This is a genomic window from Sphingomonas sp. PAMC 26617 (genome assembly GCF_000242835.1).
GTDB lineage: Bacteria > Pseudomonadota > Alphaproteobacteria > Sphingomonadales > Sphingomonadaceae > Sphingomonas.
In genome coordinates, this window is record NZ_JH594425.1 from 1,480,500 (window position 1) to 1,499,292 (window position 18,793).

The 18,793-nt window shown below is 67.9% G+C and carries 19 protein-coding genes; 5 read left to right on the forward strand and 14 right to left on the reverse strand.

The genetic code is table 11. The features are described 5' to 3' along the window. Window position 1 precedes the first annotated feature (1 nt). The 9 genes from RH91_RS06415 to RH91_RS06455 form a co-directional block, all read right to left on the reverse strand. The gene (locus tag RH91_RS06415) at window positions 2-1,600 is read right to left on the reverse strand and encodes a methyl-accepting chemotaxis protein (RefSeq protein WP_010161792.1); all 1,599 of its coding nucleotides are present in this window, start codon (window positions 1,598-1,600) and stop codon (window positions 2-4) included. Then, complete coding sequence (locus tag RH91_RS06420; protein WP_010161794.1) at window positions 1,597-1,872, reverse strand: hypothetical protein; 276 nt, start codon at window positions 1,870-1,872, stop codon at window positions 1,597-1,599. The genes RH91_RS06415 and RH91_RS06420 overlap by 4 nt, the downstream gene beginning before the upstream one ends. Before the next feature lie 135 nt (window positions 1,873-2,007). Beyond that, a complete protein-coding gene (locus RH91_RS06425) occupies window positions 2,008-3,060 on the reverse strand; it encodes a sensor histidine kinase (RefSeq protein ID WP_010161795.1) in 1,053 nt (350 codons plus the stop codon). Beyond that, a complete protein-coding gene (locus RH91_RS06430; protein WP_010161796.1) occupies window positions 3,057-3,506 on the reverse strand; it encodes a response regulator in 450 nt (149 codons plus the stop codon). Before RH91_RS06430 ends, RH91_RS06425 begins: the two co-directional genes overlap by 4 nt. Before the next feature lies 1 nt (window position 3,507). Continuing rightward, a complete protein-coding gene (locus RH91_RS06435; protein ID WP_010161797.1) occupies window positions 3,508-5,028 on the reverse strand; it encodes a sensor histidine kinase in 1,521 nt (506 codons plus the stop codon). Between the two features lie 216 nt (window positions 5,029-5,244). Next, the gene (locus RH91_RS06440; protein WP_010161798.1) at window positions 5,245-6,009 is read right to left on the reverse strand and encodes a 3'-5' exonuclease; all 765 of its coding nucleotides are present in this window, start codon (window positions 6,007-6,009) and stop codon (window positions 5,245-5,247) included. 205 nt (window positions 6,010-6,214) lie between these two features. Continuing rightward, window positions 6,215-7,597, reverse strand: coding sequence for a phosphoglucomutase/phosphomannomutase PgmG (gene pgmG, locus RH91_RS06445; protein WP_010161799.1), 1,383 nt, complete (start codon window positions 7,595-7,597; stop codon window positions 6,215-6,217). Window positions 7,598-7,657: 60 nt separating this feature from the next. Next, entirely contained in the window at window positions 7,658-7,915 is a 258-nt protein-coding gene (locus tag RH91_RS06450) for a DnaJ domain-containing protein (RefSeq protein ID WP_010161801.1), read from the reverse strand. After that, on the reverse strand, window positions 7,915-8,709 hold the full coding sequence (locus tag RH91_RS06455) for a division plane positioning ATPase MipZ (protein ID WP_010161802.1): 795 nt from the start codon (window positions 8,707-8,709) through the stop codon (window positions 7,915-7,917). Before RH91_RS06455 ends, RH91_RS06450 begins: the two co-directional genes overlap by 1 nt. 81 nt (window positions 8,710-8,790) lie before the next feature. Between RH91_RS06455 and panC the strand changes: the two genes are divergently transcribed. Further along, entirely contained in the window at window positions 8,791-9,636 is an 846-nt protein-coding gene (gene panC, locus RH91_RS06460) for a pantoate--beta-alanine ligase (protein WP_010161803.1), read from the forward strand. A gap of 292 nt (window positions 9,637-9,928) precedes the next feature. Further along, the gene (locus RH91_RS06465; RefSeq protein ID WP_010161804.1) at window positions 9,929-10,225 is read left to right on the forward strand and encodes an SEL1-like repeat protein; all 297 of its coding nucleotides are present in this window, start codon (window positions 9,929-9,931) and stop codon (window positions 10,223-10,225) included. Between the two features lie 117 nt (window positions 10,226-10,342). Here RH91_RS06465 and topA read toward each other — a convergent pair whose 3' ends face one another. Beyond that, entirely contained in the window at window positions 10,343-12,982 is a 2,640-nt protein-coding gene (gene topA, locus RH91_RS06470; protein ID WP_010161805.1) for a type I DNA topoisomerase, read from the reverse strand. 106 nt (window positions 12,983-13,088) lie between these two features. Here topA and RH91_RS06475 point away from each other — a divergent pair, with 106 nt between their 5' ends. Further along, on the forward strand, window positions 13,089-13,310 hold the full coding sequence (locus RH91_RS06475) for a hypothetical protein (protein ID WP_157136866.1): 222 nt from the start codon (window positions 13,089-13,091) through the stop codon (window positions 13,308-13,310). Between the two features lie 124 nt (window positions 13,311-13,434). On the opposite strand, the gene dprA is transcribed toward RH91_RS06475, so the two are convergent. Next, a complete protein-coding gene (gene dprA / locus RH91_RS06480) occupies window positions 13,435-14,532 on the reverse strand; it encodes a DNA-processing protein DprA (RefSeq protein WP_010161807.1) in 1,098 nt (365 codons plus the stop codon). Continuing rightward, the gene (gene plsY / locus RH91_RS06485) at window positions 14,525-15,130 is read right to left on the reverse strand and encodes a glycerol-3-phosphate 1-O-acyltransferase PlsY (RefSeq protein WP_010161808.1); all 606 of its coding nucleotides are present in this window, start codon (window positions 15,128-15,130) and stop codon (window positions 14,525-14,527) included. Before plsY ends, dprA begins: the two co-directional genes overlap by 8 nt. Window positions 15,131-15,244: 114 nt before the next feature. On the opposite strand from plsY, the gene murI reads away from it, so the two are divergent. Together murI and hemA are read left to right on the forward strand one after the other, a co-directional pair. Next, window positions 15,245-16,039: a glutamate racemase gene (murI, locus tag RH91_RS06490; protein WP_010161809.1), complete on the forward strand. Its 795-nt coding sequence runs from the start codon at window positions 15,245-15,247 to the stop codon at window positions 16,037-16,039. Window positions 16,040-16,110: 71 nt separating this feature from the next. Next, window positions 16,111-17,352 (forward strand): 5-aminolevulinate synthase, encoded by a 1,242-nt coding sequence (hemA, locus tag RH91_RS06495; RefSeq protein WP_029623659.1) that lies wholly within the window; start codon window positions 16,111-16,113, stop codon window positions 17,350-17,352. Between the two features lie 318 nt (window positions 17,353-17,670). Here the strand turns inward: hemA and RH91_RS06500 are convergent, their stop codons facing one another. Then, a complete protein-coding gene (locus tag RH91_RS06500) occupies window positions 17,671-18,111 on the reverse strand; it encodes a DUF3429 domain-containing protein (RefSeq protein ID WP_010161812.1) in 441 nt (146 codons plus the stop codon). 33 nt (window positions 18,112-18,144) lie between these two features. After that, complete coding sequence (locus RH91_RS06505) at window positions 18,145-18,768, reverse strand: class I SAM-dependent methyltransferase (RefSeq protein WP_010219076.1); 624 nt, start codon at window positions 18,766-18,768, stop codon at window positions 18,145-18,147. Window positions 18,769-18,793 lie beyond the last annotated feature (25 nt).

Here is an 18,793-nt window from a genome sequence, read left to right on the forward strand (position 1 = left end):
GTCACGCCGCGACGGCGTGATCCGATTGCAGAAACGAGACGAAGGCATCGGTCGAGGATAACAGATCGCGCGCGCTGACCGACAGGTCGGCGGCGCTGCGGGTGACCGAGGCGGAGAGCGCGGTCGCCTTGCCCCCGGCGCGCGCGACATCTGCGATCCGCCGTTCGACTTCGTCGGCAGTGGTCGCCGCGCGCGCGGCCCCGGCGTCGACGTCCCGCGCGGTGTGGCGCTGTTCGGCGACCGCAGTGGCGATCCCCGACGCGGCGAGCGAGACCTGCCCGATCGCGCCGTTGACGCTGCGGAGCTTGTCGCTGGTGTCCGCGACGCCTTCGCGAATCCCCGAGATGAGGCTGCCGATCCGGTCGCTCGCGCGCGTGGTGTCCGCCGACAGCGTCTTCACCTCGCCCGCGACCACCGCGAAGCCGCGCCCCGCGTCCCCCGCACGCGCCGCCTCGATCGTCGCGTTGAGCGCGAGCAGATTGGTCTGCGCGGCGATCTTGCGAATGTCCGCGAGGAAGCCCTCGATCTGGATCGCATGTTCCTCGAGCATCGCGACGGTCTGCACGCTGCGCTTGGCCTCGCTGCTCGCGGTCTCGGTCAGGGCCGACTGGCGGTCGGCGGCGATCGCGATCGTCTGGACCGATTCGGAGAGCGTGCGGATCGAGGACGCGACCTGCGCGATGTCCGTCGCCGCGCGCCCGGCTCCCGCCGCGACCTGGTCGGCTTCGTTGGTAGTGCTCTCGGTAATGTCCTCCAGTTGCACCGCCGCCTGTTCGAGCTGCTCGGTCGCCTCGCCGATCGCCTTGATCACCGAGGTGACCGAGCGTTCGAATTCGTTCGCGATTCCGAACAGTTCGGTGCGCCGCGCCTGGGCGATCCGGGTGGCCTGTTCGGCGCGCTCGCGGCGTTCGCGCGCGGCCTCGGCTTCGGCGAGCCGCGCCTGCTCCATCGCGCGCTCGGTCTGGCGCTGCCCGTGTTCGGCGGCTTCGGTCAGCTCATGCGAGCGGCGCAGCGCCGCCTGCTGGCCGAGGAACAGGCGTTCGAGCTGGACCGTCAATGCCGCCAGCACCCCGAACTGGAGCCCGACCGCGACGACGTGGAACAGGATCCGCCCGACGTTGCCCGAGCCCGTAAAGACCCATTCGGGCGCAAGCCACTCGAGCGAAATGTGGTGACCCGCGGTCAGCACGGTCGCAAGCGCGATCGGGCGCCAGTCGGCGAGCATGACGAGCGCCGCCATGCCGACGAAGAAATACATGTGCGCATCCATCTGCCAGGGATGCCCCTTGAGCAGGAACACCAGCATCGCGGGGATGACCGCAGCGCTCGCGCCGATCATCGTGCGCGCCTCGCCGTCGTATCGCCCCGCCAGCGCCATCAACGTCGGGCCGATGTTGATCGCGATGCCGACGACCAGCAAGGGCAGCCAGACGCCCGCGTGGAGAATCGCATTGCCGATCAGCAGCAGCGCGAGCGAGACCCAGCCGATCAGCGCCCACAGCCGCACGCCGCGCCGGCGCAGCGTATCGAGCGAGTCGAGCGCGGGCGGCTTCGGCGCGTCCGCGCGGCGCCGTGCGAACGGTGCGAGGAGGCGCGTCATGCCGCGGGTCCGAACTGGCGGTCGTCGCCGCAGCCCGCAGCCGGGGCGGCGAGCAGGATGACGTTCCACGCCCGGATCTGCCGCAGCAGGCGGGCGCGATCCCCGAGCACGACGAGCGACCCGGGGAACGGCCCGTTGCCGACGAGCAACGCCCCGCTCGCGCGCGCCAGCGGGACGAGCGACGCGGCGTTGTTCTGCAGCATGGGGATCAGCAGGATCGCCCCCTTGGCGGGCGGCCAGAGCGCCAGCCCGAGCACGGCAAGCACCGCCACTGCCGCCTGCAGGGGTATCGCTATCGGAAAGGGGATGTGTCGCATCCCGCCGGTCTATGGGTATGCGGTTAACGGATGGTAAGTTATCGGAAAAAGGGGCGTGCGTCTTTAGTCTTAGCGGGGTGGCGGTGCCGCTCAGTCCCGCGCCGCGCGCAGCGTCGCTCGGACGCCGTTGCCGATGCTGTCATACTCGACGATCGTCTGCAGGCTTTGCGCCATCGCGCGGATCAGCTTGGTGCCGACCCCGGTGCCCTGCGGAGTCGCGTCGGCGGGCATGCCGATGCCGTCGTCCTCGACCAGCAGTTTGAAGTGCGTCGCCCCGTCCTCGTGGAGCGAAACGCGGACTTCGCCGCCGCCGACCGGATAGGCGTATTTACACGCGTTGCTGACGAGCTCGGTGACGATCACGCCGAGCGACACCGCGCGATCGGTCGCAAGCCGGATCGGTTCGGCGAACAGCGACAGCGTGCGCGGGGCGGTCGGGGTCGACCAGGTCTCGCCCAGCTCGTCGACCAGCGCTTTCAGATATTCGCGCATGTCGACCTGTTCGACGTCGTTGCTGGTGTAGAGGCGACGGTGGACCTGCGCGATCGCGGCGATGCGGCGCTGCGTATCCTCGAGCGCGAGCCGCGCATTATCGTCCTGCAGCGCCGTCGATTGCATCCGCACCATCGCGGAGACGATCTGCAGGCTGTTGGCGACGCGGTGGTTGACCTCGCGCAGCAGCGCTTCGAGCCGGGCGTTGCTGGCGCGCAGCTGGTCCTCGGCGGCGGTCTTGTCGCGTTCCAGCGCCGCGCGTTCGAGCACCTGCGCGAAGGCGCTGGCGAGCAGGTCGAAGAAGTCGCTACCGACCGTCTTGACGACATAGTCCGACGCGCCCGCCTTGAGCGCGGCGACCGCGATCCGGCCTTCCTCGGACCCAGTGACGTAGACGACCGGGGGCGCGGCCGGCAGCTGGCGGATCGCGTCCAGCGTCTCGATCCCGTCCATTCCGGGCATGTAATGATCGACCGCGATCAGGTCGAAATGCTGTTCGCGCGCGAGCGCCAGCCCTTCGGCCCCGCCCTCGGCGACCGTGACGGTAAACCCGAGCCGCGACAGCGCGCGCGCCGCGAGCCGTCGCAGCCCCGCGTCGTCATCGATGTAGAGGACCGCTGGCCCGGCAGTCTGGCCCGAGCGTTCGATCACCCGTGGCCCTCGGCGTCGGGGACCTGGATCACCGACAGGAACAGCCCGAGCTGGCGGATCGCCTGCGCGAAGCTTTCGTAATTGACCGGCTTGGTGATGTAGACGTTGCAGCCGAGATCGTAGCAGCGCTGGATCTCGACCTTGTCGTCGGTGGTCGTCAGCACGACGACCGGGGTGCGCTTGAGCGGACCGTCCGAGCCCTTGATCTTCGCGAGGATGTCGGTGCCGCCCATGTCGGGCAGGTTGAGATCGAGCAGGACGAGCGCGGGGCCACCGTGGCCGGGGCCGCGATCGCTGTTGAACAGATATTCGAGCGCGCTCGTGCCGTCGGTGAAATGCTGGATTTCGTTGAGGATGCCCGCGCGCCGGATGTTCTTCTCGATCAGCCGGGCGTGCCCCTCGTCATCCTCGATCATGATGATGCTGACGGTCTGGTGGTCGGTCATCTCAGCGTCCTCGGGTATCGGGCTTGGGTTCGGCATAGGTCGCCGGAAGCGTCAAATGGAAGGTCGCGCCGCGTCCGAGTTCGGACGTGACATCGATCACTCCGCCAAGCCGATACGCGAGCGCGCGGACATGTGCGAGTCCGATCCCTTCGCCCGGCTGGTCCTGCGTGCCCGAGCGGCGGAACAGGTCGAACACGCGTGCATGATCCGCGGGCGCGATGCCGCGGCCATTGTCCTCGATCTCATAGCGGATCCGCTTGCCCTCGCGGTGCCCGCGCACGACGATCCGGCCGGGGCGCTTGGGATCGAGATATTTGACCGCATTCTCGATCAGGTTGGAAAAGATCTGCTCGACCGCGAGCCGGTCGCTGACGAGATCGGGTAGCGGGCGCTCGACCGACAGCGTGGCGTCGCGCTGCTCCATCTGCTGCGTCAGGCTCGCGCCGATCCCGTCGATCAGCGCAGGCATGTCGAGCGGCTCGGCGGTGATCATCCGGCGACCCTGGCGCGACAGCTTGAGGATCGCGTTGATCAGCCGGTCCATCTTTTGCGTCGAGGTGCGGATGAAGCGGATCGCCTCGGGCAGGTCCTCGCGCGCCGCCAGCCGGGCGTCCTCGCTGACGATCTCGGGCGCCTTTTCCTCGGCACGATCGATCAGTTCGGTGATCGCGCCGGTCGCCGCCTCGAGCTCGGCGGTGAAGCCCATCACGTTGACCAGCGGGCTGCGCAGGTCATGGCTGACGATATAGGCGAAGCGCTGGATTTCTTCGTTCGCGCGGCTGAGGTCGGCGGTGCGTTCCTCGACCTGATTCTCGAGCGTATCGGCGAAATCGCGCAGCGCATCGCGCGAGGTCGCAAGCTCGCGGGTGTAGCGCAGCACCGTCACCAGCGTGACGAGCGCGACCAGCGCGAGCAGCAGCCCGGCAAGCCCGAGCGTGACGTAGAACAGACGGACGCTGGACTGCTGCGCCGCATCGCGGATCGCGAGCAGGCGCTGTTCCTCGGCGACCATCCGGTCCGCCAGCGCGCGGACGGTGCGCATCCGGCGCGCGCTCGTTTCGGCTTCGAACTGCGCGACCGCGGCGGTACGGTTGCCCTGCCCGGCGAGGACGATCGTGCGTTCGCGCTGTTCGGCGAGCGCTGCGGTCTGCCCGCGCAACGCGGCGACATTGGCCTGCTGGCGGGGGTTGTCCGCGGTGAGCGTGGCGATCCGGTTGATCGCACGGGGAAGCTGGGCCATCGCGGCGCGATAGGTCGTCAGATAGATCGGATCGTCGGTGATCAGATACCCGCGCCGCGCGGTTTCGCCCTGTTCGATCGCGATCCGCGCGCGGCCGATCGAGAGTTCGACCTCATAAGTGTGGTTGACGTCGCGGGTGTGACGCTCGTTCTGATCGGTCGACCAGGCGGCCGCGACTCCGGCGGCGACGAGCAGCAGGAATCCGAGCGACATGCACGCCACCAGGAACCGGCCCATGCGGCCTTCGCTGACGCCAAACCCTGGGACCAAACGCTTGTACATGGCTGCGTCCTTACGCAGCGGCAACGATAAACGCCAGTGGCACGGCGTTGATGACGATCAATCAGATCCCCCGCCGTTCGCCCTCAGCGACGTCGCAAATTCCGACCGTTCGCCCTGAGCGAAGTCGAAGGGCCAGCGCTGCGCAAAGGCTTCGACTTCGTTCAGCCCGAACGGAACGGGCCCGAACGGAATCGGGCCGCCCGCGAGGACAGTGCCCTACAACAGCTTCCCCTGCGGCGACGGCCGCCCGACGACACCCCCGCCGCGTCTGCGCGCAAGCTCGGTTTCGGCGGTGAAGCGCACGTCCAGGTCGCGGTCGCCCAGCATGATCGACAGCGAATCATCGCTGATCTCCTGCCAGCTCTTGCCGCGATCCGGCCCGGGGCGGATCACGCGGGGCAGCAGCCCGGGGACCGCGGACCAGGCGAGCAGCTGCTCGGGACCGACTTCGTTCAACATGTCGCGCAGGTGGAAGGCGGTGACATAGGCGTCGGGGAAGGCGCGGTGCGCGGGCAGGCCAAGCTCGTGGACCATCCCCTCGGGCTTGCGCCAGTAGCGGAGCATCTGGTTGGAAAAGCTCGGCGTATCGGGCCACAGCCGCAGCGCGCATTTCCACGTGCAGATCCACGGCGCGCCGCGCGTCAGCGGAGACGTGCAGAACTTCTGTTCGTAATCCGCGCGATGCGCGGCGAGCGCGATCCGGCGCGGATAGGGATCGAGCACCCCGCGCGCGACGTCGTGCCAGAAGGGCGCGTCGGCGACCTGTTCGTCGAGGATGTGGTGGATCGCCTGGGTCAGCGGCGGGATCGGGCGACCGGGGTTGACGAGCCGCGCGCCGCCTTCGCCCTCGATCTCCCAGCGGCCGTCCTTCTGCAGCGCGACGTCCTGCCAGCCGATCTCGCACACGCCGTGGATCGGCGGGCCTTCGCCGGTGGTCTCGAGGTCGATGACGCGGATGATCTGGGGCGCGGGGGGAGGCATTGCGCCTAGGTGGCGTGTTTTGAAGGGGATTGCGAGGGGAGTGTAGTGCGCTCTTCAGCTTTCGTCGTGCCGGGCGTGTCCCGGCATTCACCGTAGTCTGCGGCTGCGCGCGTCGGGCAAGGCCACGGTAGACCCCGGGACAAGCCCGGGGTGACGGCTGGGGTGGACCCCGGGCAAAGCCCGGGGTGACGGTCAGGACAGGACCTTAGTGCGCCGCCTGCGGGCCACGCTGCAGTCCGCTCTTCTCGAGCTGGTCGTCGATCATCGCGAGCAGGCGGTCGAGCGCGGGCTGGTCCTTCGCCTCGGCGCGCGCGACGAGGACGTCCTGCGTGTTCGATGCGCGGAGCAGCCACCAGCCGTCGGGGGTGTTGACGCGTGCGCCATCGGTGCGGTCGACCTCGGCACCATCCGCCTCGAGCCGCGCGAGCACTTCCTCGACCACCGCGAACTTGCGGCTCTCGTCGACCTGGAAGCGCATCTCGGGCGTATTGACCAAAGCGGGCATCGCGCCGCGCAGCTCGGTGACCGACTTGCCGATCATGTGCGCAGCCCGGATGAAACGAACCGCAGCGTATTGTGCGTCGTCGAACCCGTAATATTCGTGCGCGAAGAAGATGTGGCCGCTCATCTCGCCCGCGAGCGGGCTGTCGGTTTCCTTCATCTTCATCTTGATCAGGCTATGCCCGGTCTTCCACATCAGCGGCTTGCCGCCGAGTTCGGCGACCCGGTCGTACAGCATCTGCGACGCCTTGACGTCGGCGATGATCGTCGCGCCGGGAAGCTCCTTGAGGACAGGTTCGGCCAGAATGGAGAGAATCTGGTCCCCCCAGATCACGCGGCCTTCCCCGTCGATCGCGCCGATCCGGTCGCCATCGCCATCGAACGCCAGACCGAAATCGAGGTTCTTTTCCGCGACGAGCCGCTTGAGATCGACCAGATTGGCCTCATCGGTAGGATCGGGATGATGGTTGGGAAATTTGCCGTCGACATCGGTGAACAGCAGGTGATGCTCACCCGGGAGGAGCTTGACGAGCTTCTCGATGATCGGGCCCGACACGCCATTGCCCGCGTCCCAGCCGATCTTGTAGGTGCCGCCCGCGAACCCGGCCATCAGGCGGCCGACATATTCGTCCTCGACGTCGGCGGTCGAGACGGTGCCTTCGCCCGTCTCCCAATCGCCTTCCTCGGCCATCCGCCCGAGATCCTGAATGTCCGCGCCGAAAAACGGCTTGTGCTGCAGCACCATCTTGAAGCCATTGTAATCGGAGGGATTATGGCTGCCGGTTATCTCGATGCCGCCATCCACTTCTAGCGTGGCCTCGGCGTAATAGAGCATCGGGGTCGGCCCCATGCCGATCCGCACGACGTCGACGCCCGCCGCGGTCAGACCGCCGACGAGCGCGGCTTCGAGTTCGGGCGAGGACAGGCGGCCGTCATAGCCGACCGCGACGCGCGTTCCCCCGGCGCGGCGCACGCGCGTGCCGAAGCCGCGACCGATCGCGTCGGCGTCTGCAGTGCCGAGCGTTTTGCCGACGATGCCGCGGATGTCATATTCGCGGAGCGAAGTCGGGTCGAAACGATGCGTCATGGTGGTCCTCCTGGGATTCGTTGCACGATCAAATCGATCAGACGTGCGAAAGTTCAATGATCAGGGTTTAAGCAGTACATCCCGCGCCGCGTTGATACGACGGGTAAGCTCGGCCGATCCCCCCTTGTCGGGGTGGAGCGAGGTGACGAGGCGACGGTGCGCGGCGCGGATCGCGGCGGCATCGGCCGTCGGGCCGACCCCGAGCACCGCGCGCGCTTCGCTCTCCGCGGTCTGCGGGCGCGGTTTCGCCTTGGGCCTGGGCCGCAGCAGCAGCCACACGCCGACCAGCAGCGCGACGAGGAGCAGGACCTTGCTCATCAGGCGAACGTCGGCAGCACGGATTCGGGCAAGGCGAGCGCGCCCATCATCTCGCGCAGCTCCTGCCGCGCGGCGACATGCGCCAGCCCCATCGCGCCGAATTCGCCCGAATCGAGCATCGTCAGCCCGGCAGGGAACAGTTCGCGATAGATCACGCGCTCGCCGAGCCCCGGCACGATGCGGAACCCGACTCGCTTGGCGAGCTGGTCGAGCGCGTCCGACACGCGGCGCATGTTGCGCGCCTCGATATGCTGGACGCGGTTGCGCAGCACGACCCAGTCGATCGTCGAGCCGTCCGCACGCGCGCGGGCCTTGCGCGCGTCCCAGATCATCTCGGCGTAGAAGCTCGGGCGGGTGACCTTGTAAGTCTCGGGATGGACTTGGCCGATCAGGTCGAAATCGACGAAACTGTCGTTCATCGGCGTGACGAGCGTGTCCGCGCGTGCTGCCGACAACCGGCCGAAACGGTCGTCGCGGCCCGGCGTGTCGATTACGAGGAAATCGGTATCGGTCGCGAGGTCGGCGAACAGCGCCTCGAAACGCTCGTCGGTCTCGCCGTCATGCGTCGCGTGGCGCGGGATCGGCAGCGCGCGACCGGTCCGCTGGACGGTCGCTGCGCGATTGTCGAAATAGCGCCCCATCGTGCGCTGGCGGTGGTCGAGATCGAACGCGGCGACCTTCGCCCCGCGCGCGGCGAGCGCGATCGCGACATGGACCGCGGTGGTCGACTTGCCGGTGCCGCCCTTTTCGTTGGCGAAAACGATGATGTGTGGTTTTCGCGCAGCAGTGGCCAACGGGATGATGTCCTAGCGTCTTGTTCGGTACGGCCTGCCCCCATAGAAGGCCTGCCCGTCCTTACCGAAGGCCCAACCCGCGTGCAAACCATCCGTACTCTCGACGCGCTTCGCTCCGCGATCGCCGATTTTCGTAGCGACGGGGCGGGCATCGCGCTCGTGCCGACGATGGGCGCGCTCCACAGCGGGCATATCGCGCTGATCGAGACCGCGCGGCGGCAGGGGCGCAAGGTCGTCGCGTCGATCTTCGTCAATCCCAGGCAGTTCGGCCCGAACGAGGATCTCGCGCGCTACCCGCGACGCGAGGCGGCGGATGCGCGAATGCTGAGCGAGGCGGGGTGCGACCTGTTGTGGCTGCCCCCGGTCGACGTGATGTATCCGGCGGGCTTCGCGACCAATATTTCGGTGTCGGGGGTGAGCGAGGGGCTCGATGGCGCGGCGCGGCCGGGGCATTTCGACGGGGTCGCGACGGTGGTCGCCAAGCTGTTCAACCAGGTCCGGCCCGATGTCGCGCTGTTCGGCGAGAAGGATTTCCAGCAGCTCGCGGTAATCCGGCGGATGGTCGCGGACCTCGATTTCGGGATCGAGATCGAGGGCGTTCCGACCCAGCGCGACGACGACGGCCTCGCGCTGTCGTCGCGCAACGTCTATCTCGAGCCCGAGCAGCGTGCCGCCGCAGTGGCGCTGCCGCGCGCGCTGGGCGAGGCGGCGCGCGCGATCGCGCGGGGTGATTCGCCCGCGGATGCGCTGGCGGCGGCGCGGGAATCGCTGATCGCGGCGGGGTTCGTGGTCGATTATGTCGAACTGGTCGATGCCGCGACGCTCACATCGGATATCGCGGAAGACCGGCCCCGGCGGCTGCTCGCGGCGGCGCGGCTTGGGGCGACCCGGCTGATCGATAATCTGGACGTGCCGGCGCAGGGGTAGCCGGGGCCGGAGGCAGCGACAAAATTCTAGAATGTGACGGCTCTCCCTCACGCCGCTTCCCCGGCGAAGGCCGGGGCCCAGGAGCGCAGCGGAAGACGGTGAGCGCCGCCCTCCGTTACCCTGGACATCGCGACTGGGCCCCGGCCTCCGCCGGGGAAGGCCTTGGAAGGCTACCAGCTACGACCCTTGATGGCCCCCGCTACGACCAAAGGCTAATCCCCCCGTTAACCTTTCCTTGACCGGCCGCCGCGCACTGTCGGGGCGAGGGTTTGGTTAACCGGGAAGATTCGACATGGGCACGAGCCTCAAGAACGCACAGTTTCTCATCGACAGCAAATTGGCCGAAGCCGCGTGCGGCGATGCCGACGCCTGCTACGAACTCGGCATGGTCTATTCGAGCGGCACCGCCGGGGTCTCGGTCGACCTGGTCGAAGCGCACAAATGGTTCAATCTCGCCGCGGTCGCGGGGAGCGAGGCGGGGATGGCGAGCCGCGGCGAAATCGCCGAAGACATGACCGCGCGCGAAATCGCGACCGCACAGGCCGCCGCGCGCGCCTGGCTCCGCGCGACGCAGCGCCGCGCGGCCTGATCCCGTTTCGGCCCGCCGGGCTGGCCCCGGCGTCCCCTGGTGCTTGCGTCCCCCGGTTGGTTAGCCCGGCCGACGGTGGACCCCGGGACGAGCCCGGGGTGACGGTTTCCAGAGAGGCTAAGCGGTCGCCTTCTTCGCGGCGGGCTTCTTCGCCGCAGGCTTCTTGGCGGCGGGCTTTTTCGCGGGAGCCTTCTTTGCAGGGGCCTCCGCCGCGCCGTCCGCGGTTGCCGCCGTCTTCGCCTTGGCCGGAGCCTTTTTCGCCGCCGGCTTCTTGGCCGCCGCCTTCTTCTTCCCCTTGGCCGGCGGTGCCGCCGCCGCGCGCGCGTCGATCAGCTGCGCGGCTTCCTCCAGCGTCAGCGCGTCCTTCTCGATCGATTTGGGCAGCGTCGCATTGGTCGTCCCGTCGGTGACGTACGCGCCGTAGCGGCCCTCCATCAGCTTGATCTCGGCCTCGCTGCGCGGATGCAGGCCGAGCACTTTGAGCGGGGCCTGCGCGCCGCGTTGCGGACGTCCGCCGCCCGCCGCGGCTTCGGCGAGTTTCACCACCGCCGCGTTCATCCCCGTCTCGAACACGTCGTCGGTCGAGGTCAGCCGCGCATATTTGCCCGCATGCTTCAGATACGGACCATAGCGGCCGATCGCCGCCGTGATCGGCTCGCCGGTTTCGGGATGCGTGCCGATGGTCCGCGGCAGCGACAGCAATTTGAGCGCCCATTGCAGGTCGAGCTCGCCGATATCCTTCGGGATCGACGCCATCTTGCGCGTCTCGCCCTCGCCGATCTGGATATACGGCCCGAACCGCCCCGATTTGCGTTCGACCGGCAGCCCGGTCTCAGGATCGTTGCCGAGCGTTTCCGGCCCCGTATCCACACCCTCGCCGTCCGCACCCGGCTGGCCGAAACGGCGGGTGTATTTGCATTCGGGATAGTTGGAGCACGCGACGAACGCGCCGAACTTGCCGCCGCGCAGCGCAAGCTGCCCCTGGCCGCAATTCGGGCACAGCCGCGGGTCGCTGCCGTCCGCCATCGGCGGGAAGAGATAGGGGGCGAGGAACTTGTCGAGCTCGGCGGTCACTTCGGACGGCTTCTGCTCCATCACCTCGGTCGTGCGCGGCTTGAAGTCCTTCCAGAACGCTTCCAGCACCGCCTGCCATTCGGCGCGCCCGCCCGATACTTCGTCGAGCTCGTCCTCGAGGCCCGAGGTGAAGTCGTAACTCACGTATTTCTCGAAGAACCGTTCGAGGAATGCGGTCACCAGACGCCCAGATTCCTCCGCGAAAAAGCGGTTCTTCTCGACCCGGACATACTCGCGGTCCTTCAAGGTCTTGATGATCGACGCATAGGTCGACGGACGCCCGATCCCGAGCTCTTCCAGACGCTTGACCAGCGATGCTTCCGAGAAGCGCGGCGGCGGCTGGGTGAAATGCTGTTCGGCGGTGACGCCCTTCTTGGCGGGCGCATCGCCTTCGCGCAGGCGGGGCAGGCGCTTGGCGTCCTCGTCCTGCGTGTCGTCCGAGCCTTCCTCGTACAAGGCGAGATAGCCGGGGAAGAGCATGACCTGACCGGTCGCACGCAGCGCGGTATGGCCGGTGCCGTCGGCCATCTCGACCGTGGTGCGCTCCATTCGCGCGGACGCCATCTGGCTCGCGAGCGCACGCTTCCAGATCAGATCGTACAGCCGCGCATGATCGCCGCCGCCCGCCTTGTCCTTGCCGAAATCGGTCGGGCGGATCGCTTCGTGCGCTTCCTGCGCGTTCTTTGCCTTGGTCTGGTAGACGCGCGGCTTGTCCGGGACATAGCTCGCGTCATAGCGGTTCGCGACCGCATGGCGCGCGGCCGAGATCGCGCTCGAATCCATCTGCACGCCGTCGGTACGCATGTAGGTGATCGCGCCATCCTCATAGAGGCCCTGCGCGATCCGCATCGTGTGATCCGCCGAGAAACCGAGCTTGCGCGACGCTTCCTGCTGGAGCGTCGAGGTGGTGAAGGGCGGCGGCGGGTTGCGCGTCGCGGGCTTCACCTCGACCGACTGGACGGTGAAATGCCCTTGCTCGACCGCGGCCTTGGCACGGTTGGCGACACCTTCCTCGCCGATCGACAGGCGATCGAGCTTCTTGCCCTCGAAGGTGACGAGCCGCGCCTGGAACGGCGTGCCGTCCTGCTCCATGTCGGCGATGACCGACCAATATTCCTGCGCGCGGAACGCCTCGATCTCGCGCTCGCGGCTGACGATCAGCCGCAGCGCGACCGATTGCACGCGGCCCGCCGACTTGGCGCCGGGCAGCTTGCGCCACAGCACCGGCGAAAGCGTGAAGCCGACCAGATAGTCGAGCGCGCGGCGGGCGCGATAGGCGTCGATCAGATCGGTATCGAGCTCGCGCGGATGCTTCATCGCATCGGTGACGGTCGCCTTGGTGATCGCGTTGAAGGTGACGCGCTGGACGTCCTTGGGCAGCGCCTTGCGATTGCGCAGCACTTCCTGGACGTGCCAGCTGATCGCCTCGCCCTCGCGATCCGGATCGGTCGCGAGGATCAGGCGGTCGGCGGTCTTGGCGAGATCGGTGATCGCCTTGAGCTGCTTGGTCTTGTCCGCATAGTTTTCCCACTCCATCGCGAACCCCTCGTCGGGGTTCACCGATCCGTCCTTGGGCGGCAGGTCGCGGACGTGGCCGTAGCTCGCGAGCACGCGGTAATCCGAACCGAGATATTTCTCGATGGTCTTCGCCTTGGCGGGCGATTCGACGATGACAAGCTGCATGGGGGTCTATTGCGTCCTTACGTGTACGCGCGAGGGTGACGGGGTGGCGGCGGGGTCGTCAAGCGTCGGGTTTCGTTTTTGGCCGGATTGGCCTAATGTGGGCGTCATGCCTGCGATGATCGATCCGCTCGAGGTAGCCAAGTCATGCGAAGACGCTGGTCTTGCTAACGTGCAGGGGGAAGATCTGGTCACCCGGGATTATTTCAAGGGCGAGATGGTCGCGTTGAAGAACGATATCGTGTGCTGGATGCTTGGGTCGCAGGTCATGCTCATCGTGGTGCTTGTTGCCTTGGCTCACTTCACGACGCTGCTGGCCGCCTATTCCTAAGGTTTCATGACACCATCCCCTCCGTTCGTTTCGAGCGCAGTCGAGAAACCTGGCACAGCGCTGGTTTCTCGACTTCGCTCGAAACGAACGGGTGGGGGGACTACGGAGACGGCACGCTTCGACGTCAGGCCAACGCTACCCGCCCGCCCGCATGCCGTTCCAGCCGCCCGGCCAGTTCCAGTTCCAGCACCACCGTCTGGACGATCGCGGGCGACGCCCCCGATTGCCGGATCAACTCGTCGATCGCGACCGGCACCGGGCCGAGCAGGCTGAGGATCTCGCGCCGGTCCCCATCGCTCGCATCCTCGGGGGGCGGCGCGCGGAAGGGGCTGTGCGGGCTTTCGATCATCCGCGCGTCGATCGGGCGGATCGTCTCGAGCACGTCGGCGGCGGACTGGACCAGCGTCGCACCGTCGCGGATCAGCCCGTTGCACCCCTGCGCGCGTGGGTCGAGCGGGCTGCCGGGGACCGCCATGACCTCGCGCCCGAGCTCGCCCGCCAGCCGCGCGGTGATCAGCGAGCCCGACTTGGGTGCCGCCTCGACCACTACCGTGCCGAGCGAGAGCCCCGCGATGATCCGGTTGCGATACGGAAAGTGCCGCGCGCGCGGTTCGGTGCCCGGCGGCTGCTCCGCGATCAGCAGGCCCTCGGTCGCGATGCGTTCCTGTAATTCGGCGTTTTCGGGAGGGTAGACCACGTCGATCCCGCCCGCGATCACCGCGATCGTGCCGGTCGCGATCGATCCGACATGTGCCGCGGTATCGACCCCGCGCGCCAGCCCTGACACGACCACCACCTGCTCGCGCGCCAGTTCGGCGGCGAGCTGGCGCGCGAAGCGGCACGCCGCCGCCGAGGCGTTGCGCGCGCCGACCATCGCCACGGGGATGCGCGCAAGCAAATGCGTGTCGCCGCGCACGATCAGCGCGGGGGGTGCATCGTCGAGCTGCGCGAGCAGCATCGGATAATCAGAATCGCCGAGGAACAGGTGGCGCGCGCCGAGGCGGCGGACCTGCGTCAGTTCGCGCTCGGCCAGCGCAACGGGGGCGACCGCGGGGGGCTTGCCGCCGCCGCGCGCGGCGAGTTGGGGCAGGGCGGCGATCGCCGCGCCGGCCGAGCCGAACCGCGCGATCAGTTGGGCATAGGTGACCGGGCCGACCTGCGGGGTGCGGATCAGGCGGAGCCGCGCGATCGCGTCGCCCCCGACCTGCTCCGAATCAGCCATGTTTCTGGCCGATGCGGGGTTCCGTGCCGCTCATCAGCCGGTCGATGTTGCTGCGGTGCTTCCACAGCACGAGCAAGGCGAGCGCGAGGAGCAGCAGGACGATGTCGAACTTGGAAAAGTAGGACGCGCACAATGGCGCGCTGACCGCGGCGGTCATGCCCGCCAGCGACGAGATCCGCGCGAACGCGAGCAGCGCGATCCACACCGCGGCATAGACCACTCCGATCGGCCAGTGCAGCGCGAGCACGATCCCGAGCAGTGTCGCGACGCCCTTGCCGCCCTTGAACCCGAGCCAGACCGGATAGAGATGCCCGAGGAACACTGCGGCGGCAGCGACCACGCCGTTGCCGTCGAGATAGACGTCCGCGAGCCACACCGCGACGAACCCCTTCGCCGCATCGAGGAACAGCGTCGCCGCGGCGAGCCCCTTGCGCCCGGTGCGCAACACGTTGGTCGCGCCGATATTGCCCGATCCGACCTGGCGCAGGTCGCCCGCGCCCGCCATTCGCGTCAGCAGCACGCCGAACGGGATCGCACCCAGCAGGTAGCCGAGGACCAGCGCCGTCACCGGAGCGATCCACAGATATTCGGTCGGCACTGTCTGCAACCCCCCTCGATTGATCCTGTGATAGCAGGATGCGGGCCATGGCCCAACACCGTCCTTCAGGCCATGGTTTTGTGATCCCCGGCGCTTCGGCTAAGGGGCAGGGCGATGGATGAAAGACCCGTTCTGTTCTTCGATTCCGGCGTCGGCGGCCTGTCGGTGCTGGGCGCGGCGCGCATGCTGCTGCCGCGGATGCCAGTCGTTTATGTCGCCGATTCGGGGGGGTTCCCGTATGGCACCAAGAGCGAGGCCGAGATCGGCGCACGCGTGCCCGCGCTGCTCGGGCGGCTTGCCGAGCGCTATCGCCCCCGGCTGATCGTGATCGCGTGCAACACCGCCTCGACGATCGCGCTCGCGGCGGTGCGCGGCGCGCTCGATGTGCCGATCGTCGGGACGGTGCCCGCGATCAAGGTCGCCGCGCTCCACAGTCGCACGCGCGTGATCGGCGTGCTCGGGACCGATGCGACCGTGCGCCAGCCCTATGTCGACGATCTCGCCGCGCGCTTCGCCAGCGACTGCCTGGTGCTGCGACACGGCTCGGCCGAACTGGTGACGCTCGCCGAGGCGCGGCTGCGCGGGGAGGTGACCGACCCGGCGCGTTATGCCGCGATCCTCGACGGGCTGTTCGCGCAAGGCGGCGGCGCGCGGATCGACACGATCGTCAACGCCTGCACGCATTTCCCGCTGGTCGAGGGCGAACTGCGCGCCGCCGCGCCGCATCCGGTTGATTTCGTCGACGGGTCGGACGGGATCGCGCGGCGGATCGCGTTCCTGACGCAAGGGCAGGACTGGCCCGAGACACCGGGGCCGGGCCGGGCGGTGTTCACCGCGCGGATGGCGGGGATGGCGGCGCTCGACGCGACGCTCGGCAGTTATGGCCTGGCCACGGTCGAAATCCTGTGACGTGCCCGCTCGATCAGACTGATCGTGCGAAGGCGCTGGAATTCACAGGGGGCGAGGGCTATTTGGGGCGCATGGACATGGACTCACCACCGCGCGGAGTCGACTACTCGCGCATCTTCGCGCAAGCGATCGACCGCCTCCATGTCGAAGGTCGCTATCGCGTCTTCATCGACATCCTTCGCAACAAGGGCGCGTTCCCCAACGCGCGCTGCTTTGCCGGGCATAACGGGCCGAAGCCGATCACGGTGTGGTGTTCCAACGACTATCTCGCGATGGGTCAGCATCCTGCGGTGATCGGCGCGATGGAAGAGGCGCTCCACGATGTCGGCGCAGGCTCGGGCGGGACGCGCAACATCGGCGGCAACACGCATTATCACGTCGATCTCGAGGGCGAACTTGCCGACCTCCACGGCAAGCAGGCCGCTTTGCTGTTCACCAGCGGCTATGTCTCGAACGAGGCGACGCTGGCGACGCTCGCCAAGATCCTGCCGGGCTGCATCATCTTCTCCGACGAACTCAACCACGCCTCGATGATCGCGGGGATCCGCAATTCGGGATGCGAGAAGCACGTCTTCCGCCATAACGACCTCGCGCATCTGGAAGAACTGCTCGCGTCGGTCGACCCGGCGACGCCCAAGCTGATCGCGTTCGAGAGCGTCTATTCGATGGAAGGCGACATCGCGCCGATCGCCGAGATCTGCGACCTCGCCGACAAGTATAGCGCGCTGACCTATCTCGACGAAGTCCATGCGGTCGGGATGTACGGCCCGCGCGGCGGTGGCATCTCGGACCGGGAAGGCCTGGCCGACCGGTTGACGATCATCGAGGGGACGCTCGGCAAGGCGTTCGGGGTGATGGGCGGCTATATCGCGGCCGACCAGACGATCGTCGACGTGATCCGCTCCTACGCGCCGGGGTTCATCTTCACGACCTCGCTGTCGCCGGTGCTGGTCGCGGGCGCGCTGGCAAGCGTGCGGCATCTGAAGGCATCGAGCGTCGAGCGCGAGGGGCAGCAGGCGGCGGCGGCGGGCCTCAAGGCGATGTTCGCGGAGGCCGGGTTGCCGGTGATGAACTCGACCACGCATATCGTCCCGCTGATGGTCGGCGATCCGATCAAGGCCAAGAAGATCAGCGACATCCTGCTCGCCGAATATGGCGTGTACGTCCAGCCGATCAACTACCCGACCGTCCCGCGCGGCACCGAGCGGCTGCGCTTCACGCCGGGTCCGGCGCATGACGCGGGGATGATGCGCGACCTGACCGATGCGTTGGTCGAGATCTGGAGCCGGCTGGAGTTGCGCAAGGCGGCGTGACCGGGGGCTGACGGGGCGTACCCCCTCCCATCCGTCATCCCCGCGCAGGGGGGGATCCATACTGGCTGAATCCCGTAACGGTCCGACGCTGCGCTAATGGATTCCCGCCTTCGCGGGAATGACGGCCCGAGCTAGGAACCGCTTTCATTTCAATCCGTTACGCTTCCGTATTTATGGAGGAAGCGTTATGGGCAAGGGATGCATATTGTGGGCAATCGGTGTGCCGATCCCGGTGATCATCGTCCTCTGGTTGTTGTTCGGGCACTGAGCGCGACGCGTCGTCCCGGGCCAACCCCGGGATGACGCAGCCAAGCGCGATCAGCCCAGCGCCAGCAACAGCGTAAGCCCGCCCAGCCCGAGCGACAGCGGCAGTCGCAGGCTCATCCACCACGACGGCACGAGACCCTGTCGCGCAAGGATCAGGTCGACCCCGAGCGCGGCGAGCAGACCGACGCCCAGCACCACCAAAGACGGCCCCGGCCACGGCGCGCCGATTGCCCAGGGGATCGCGCTTGCCAGTGCGATCAGCGACGGCACCACCGAGGCGACCCACAGCCAGTGCGGCGGCCTGGTCGCTGCGGCCGCGATGCCCCACCACAAGCCACCCAGAAAACTCAGGATCAGCGCGGCATAGGCATAGCCCAGCGCAATCGCGGAAAAATGCACCGCCTCGTCCCCGCCGAATACCAGCGCGACCGCCGCAAGTTGCGGCAACAGCCCGGCAAGGCCGAGCCAGCGCGGGAGGGGCGGCGGGCTCACGAGCGGGTCTCGGTCAGATGCATCATCAAGCCATTACGCGCGGACAAGCGATGCGCTCCACGCGTATCCGCGCCGCAGCGACGCGAACCGCCCGATCAGTCCATGCTCGCGCGCGGTCGCGCGGACCACGTCGGGCAGCGCGGCGCGCGGGGTGACGTCGAATTTCGCGAGCCACGCGAACAGCATCACCTGGAACGGGCGCGGCAGCCCCTCCTGCTGGCCGAAATCGACGATGTCGAGCCGACCGCCCGCCGCGAGCTTGCCCGCCGCCTCGCGCAAGGCACCCTGCCAGTCGGGGATCATCGACAGCGTATAGCTCTGGAACACGCGGTCGAACGCGCCGACGCCGAACAGTGCCGCCGAATCGAACGCGGTCGCATCACCCTGCGCGAGCTCGATCCGGTGCGACAGCCCCGCGGCGGCGATCTTCGCGCGGGCGGTCTCGAGCATCGCGGACGAGATATCGATCCCGAAATAGCGCGCGTTGGGAAACGCGCGCGCCGCCGCGATCAGGTTGCGCCCGGTGCCGCAGCCGACCTCGAGCACCAGGCCGCCCGGCGGCGGCGCGATCCCCGCGATCAGGGCGTCGCGGCCGAGCAGGTAATATTTCCGCGTCAGATCATAGATATGACGCTGCGACCGATAGATCGCATCCATATGCCCCGCATGGCCGCCCGACTGC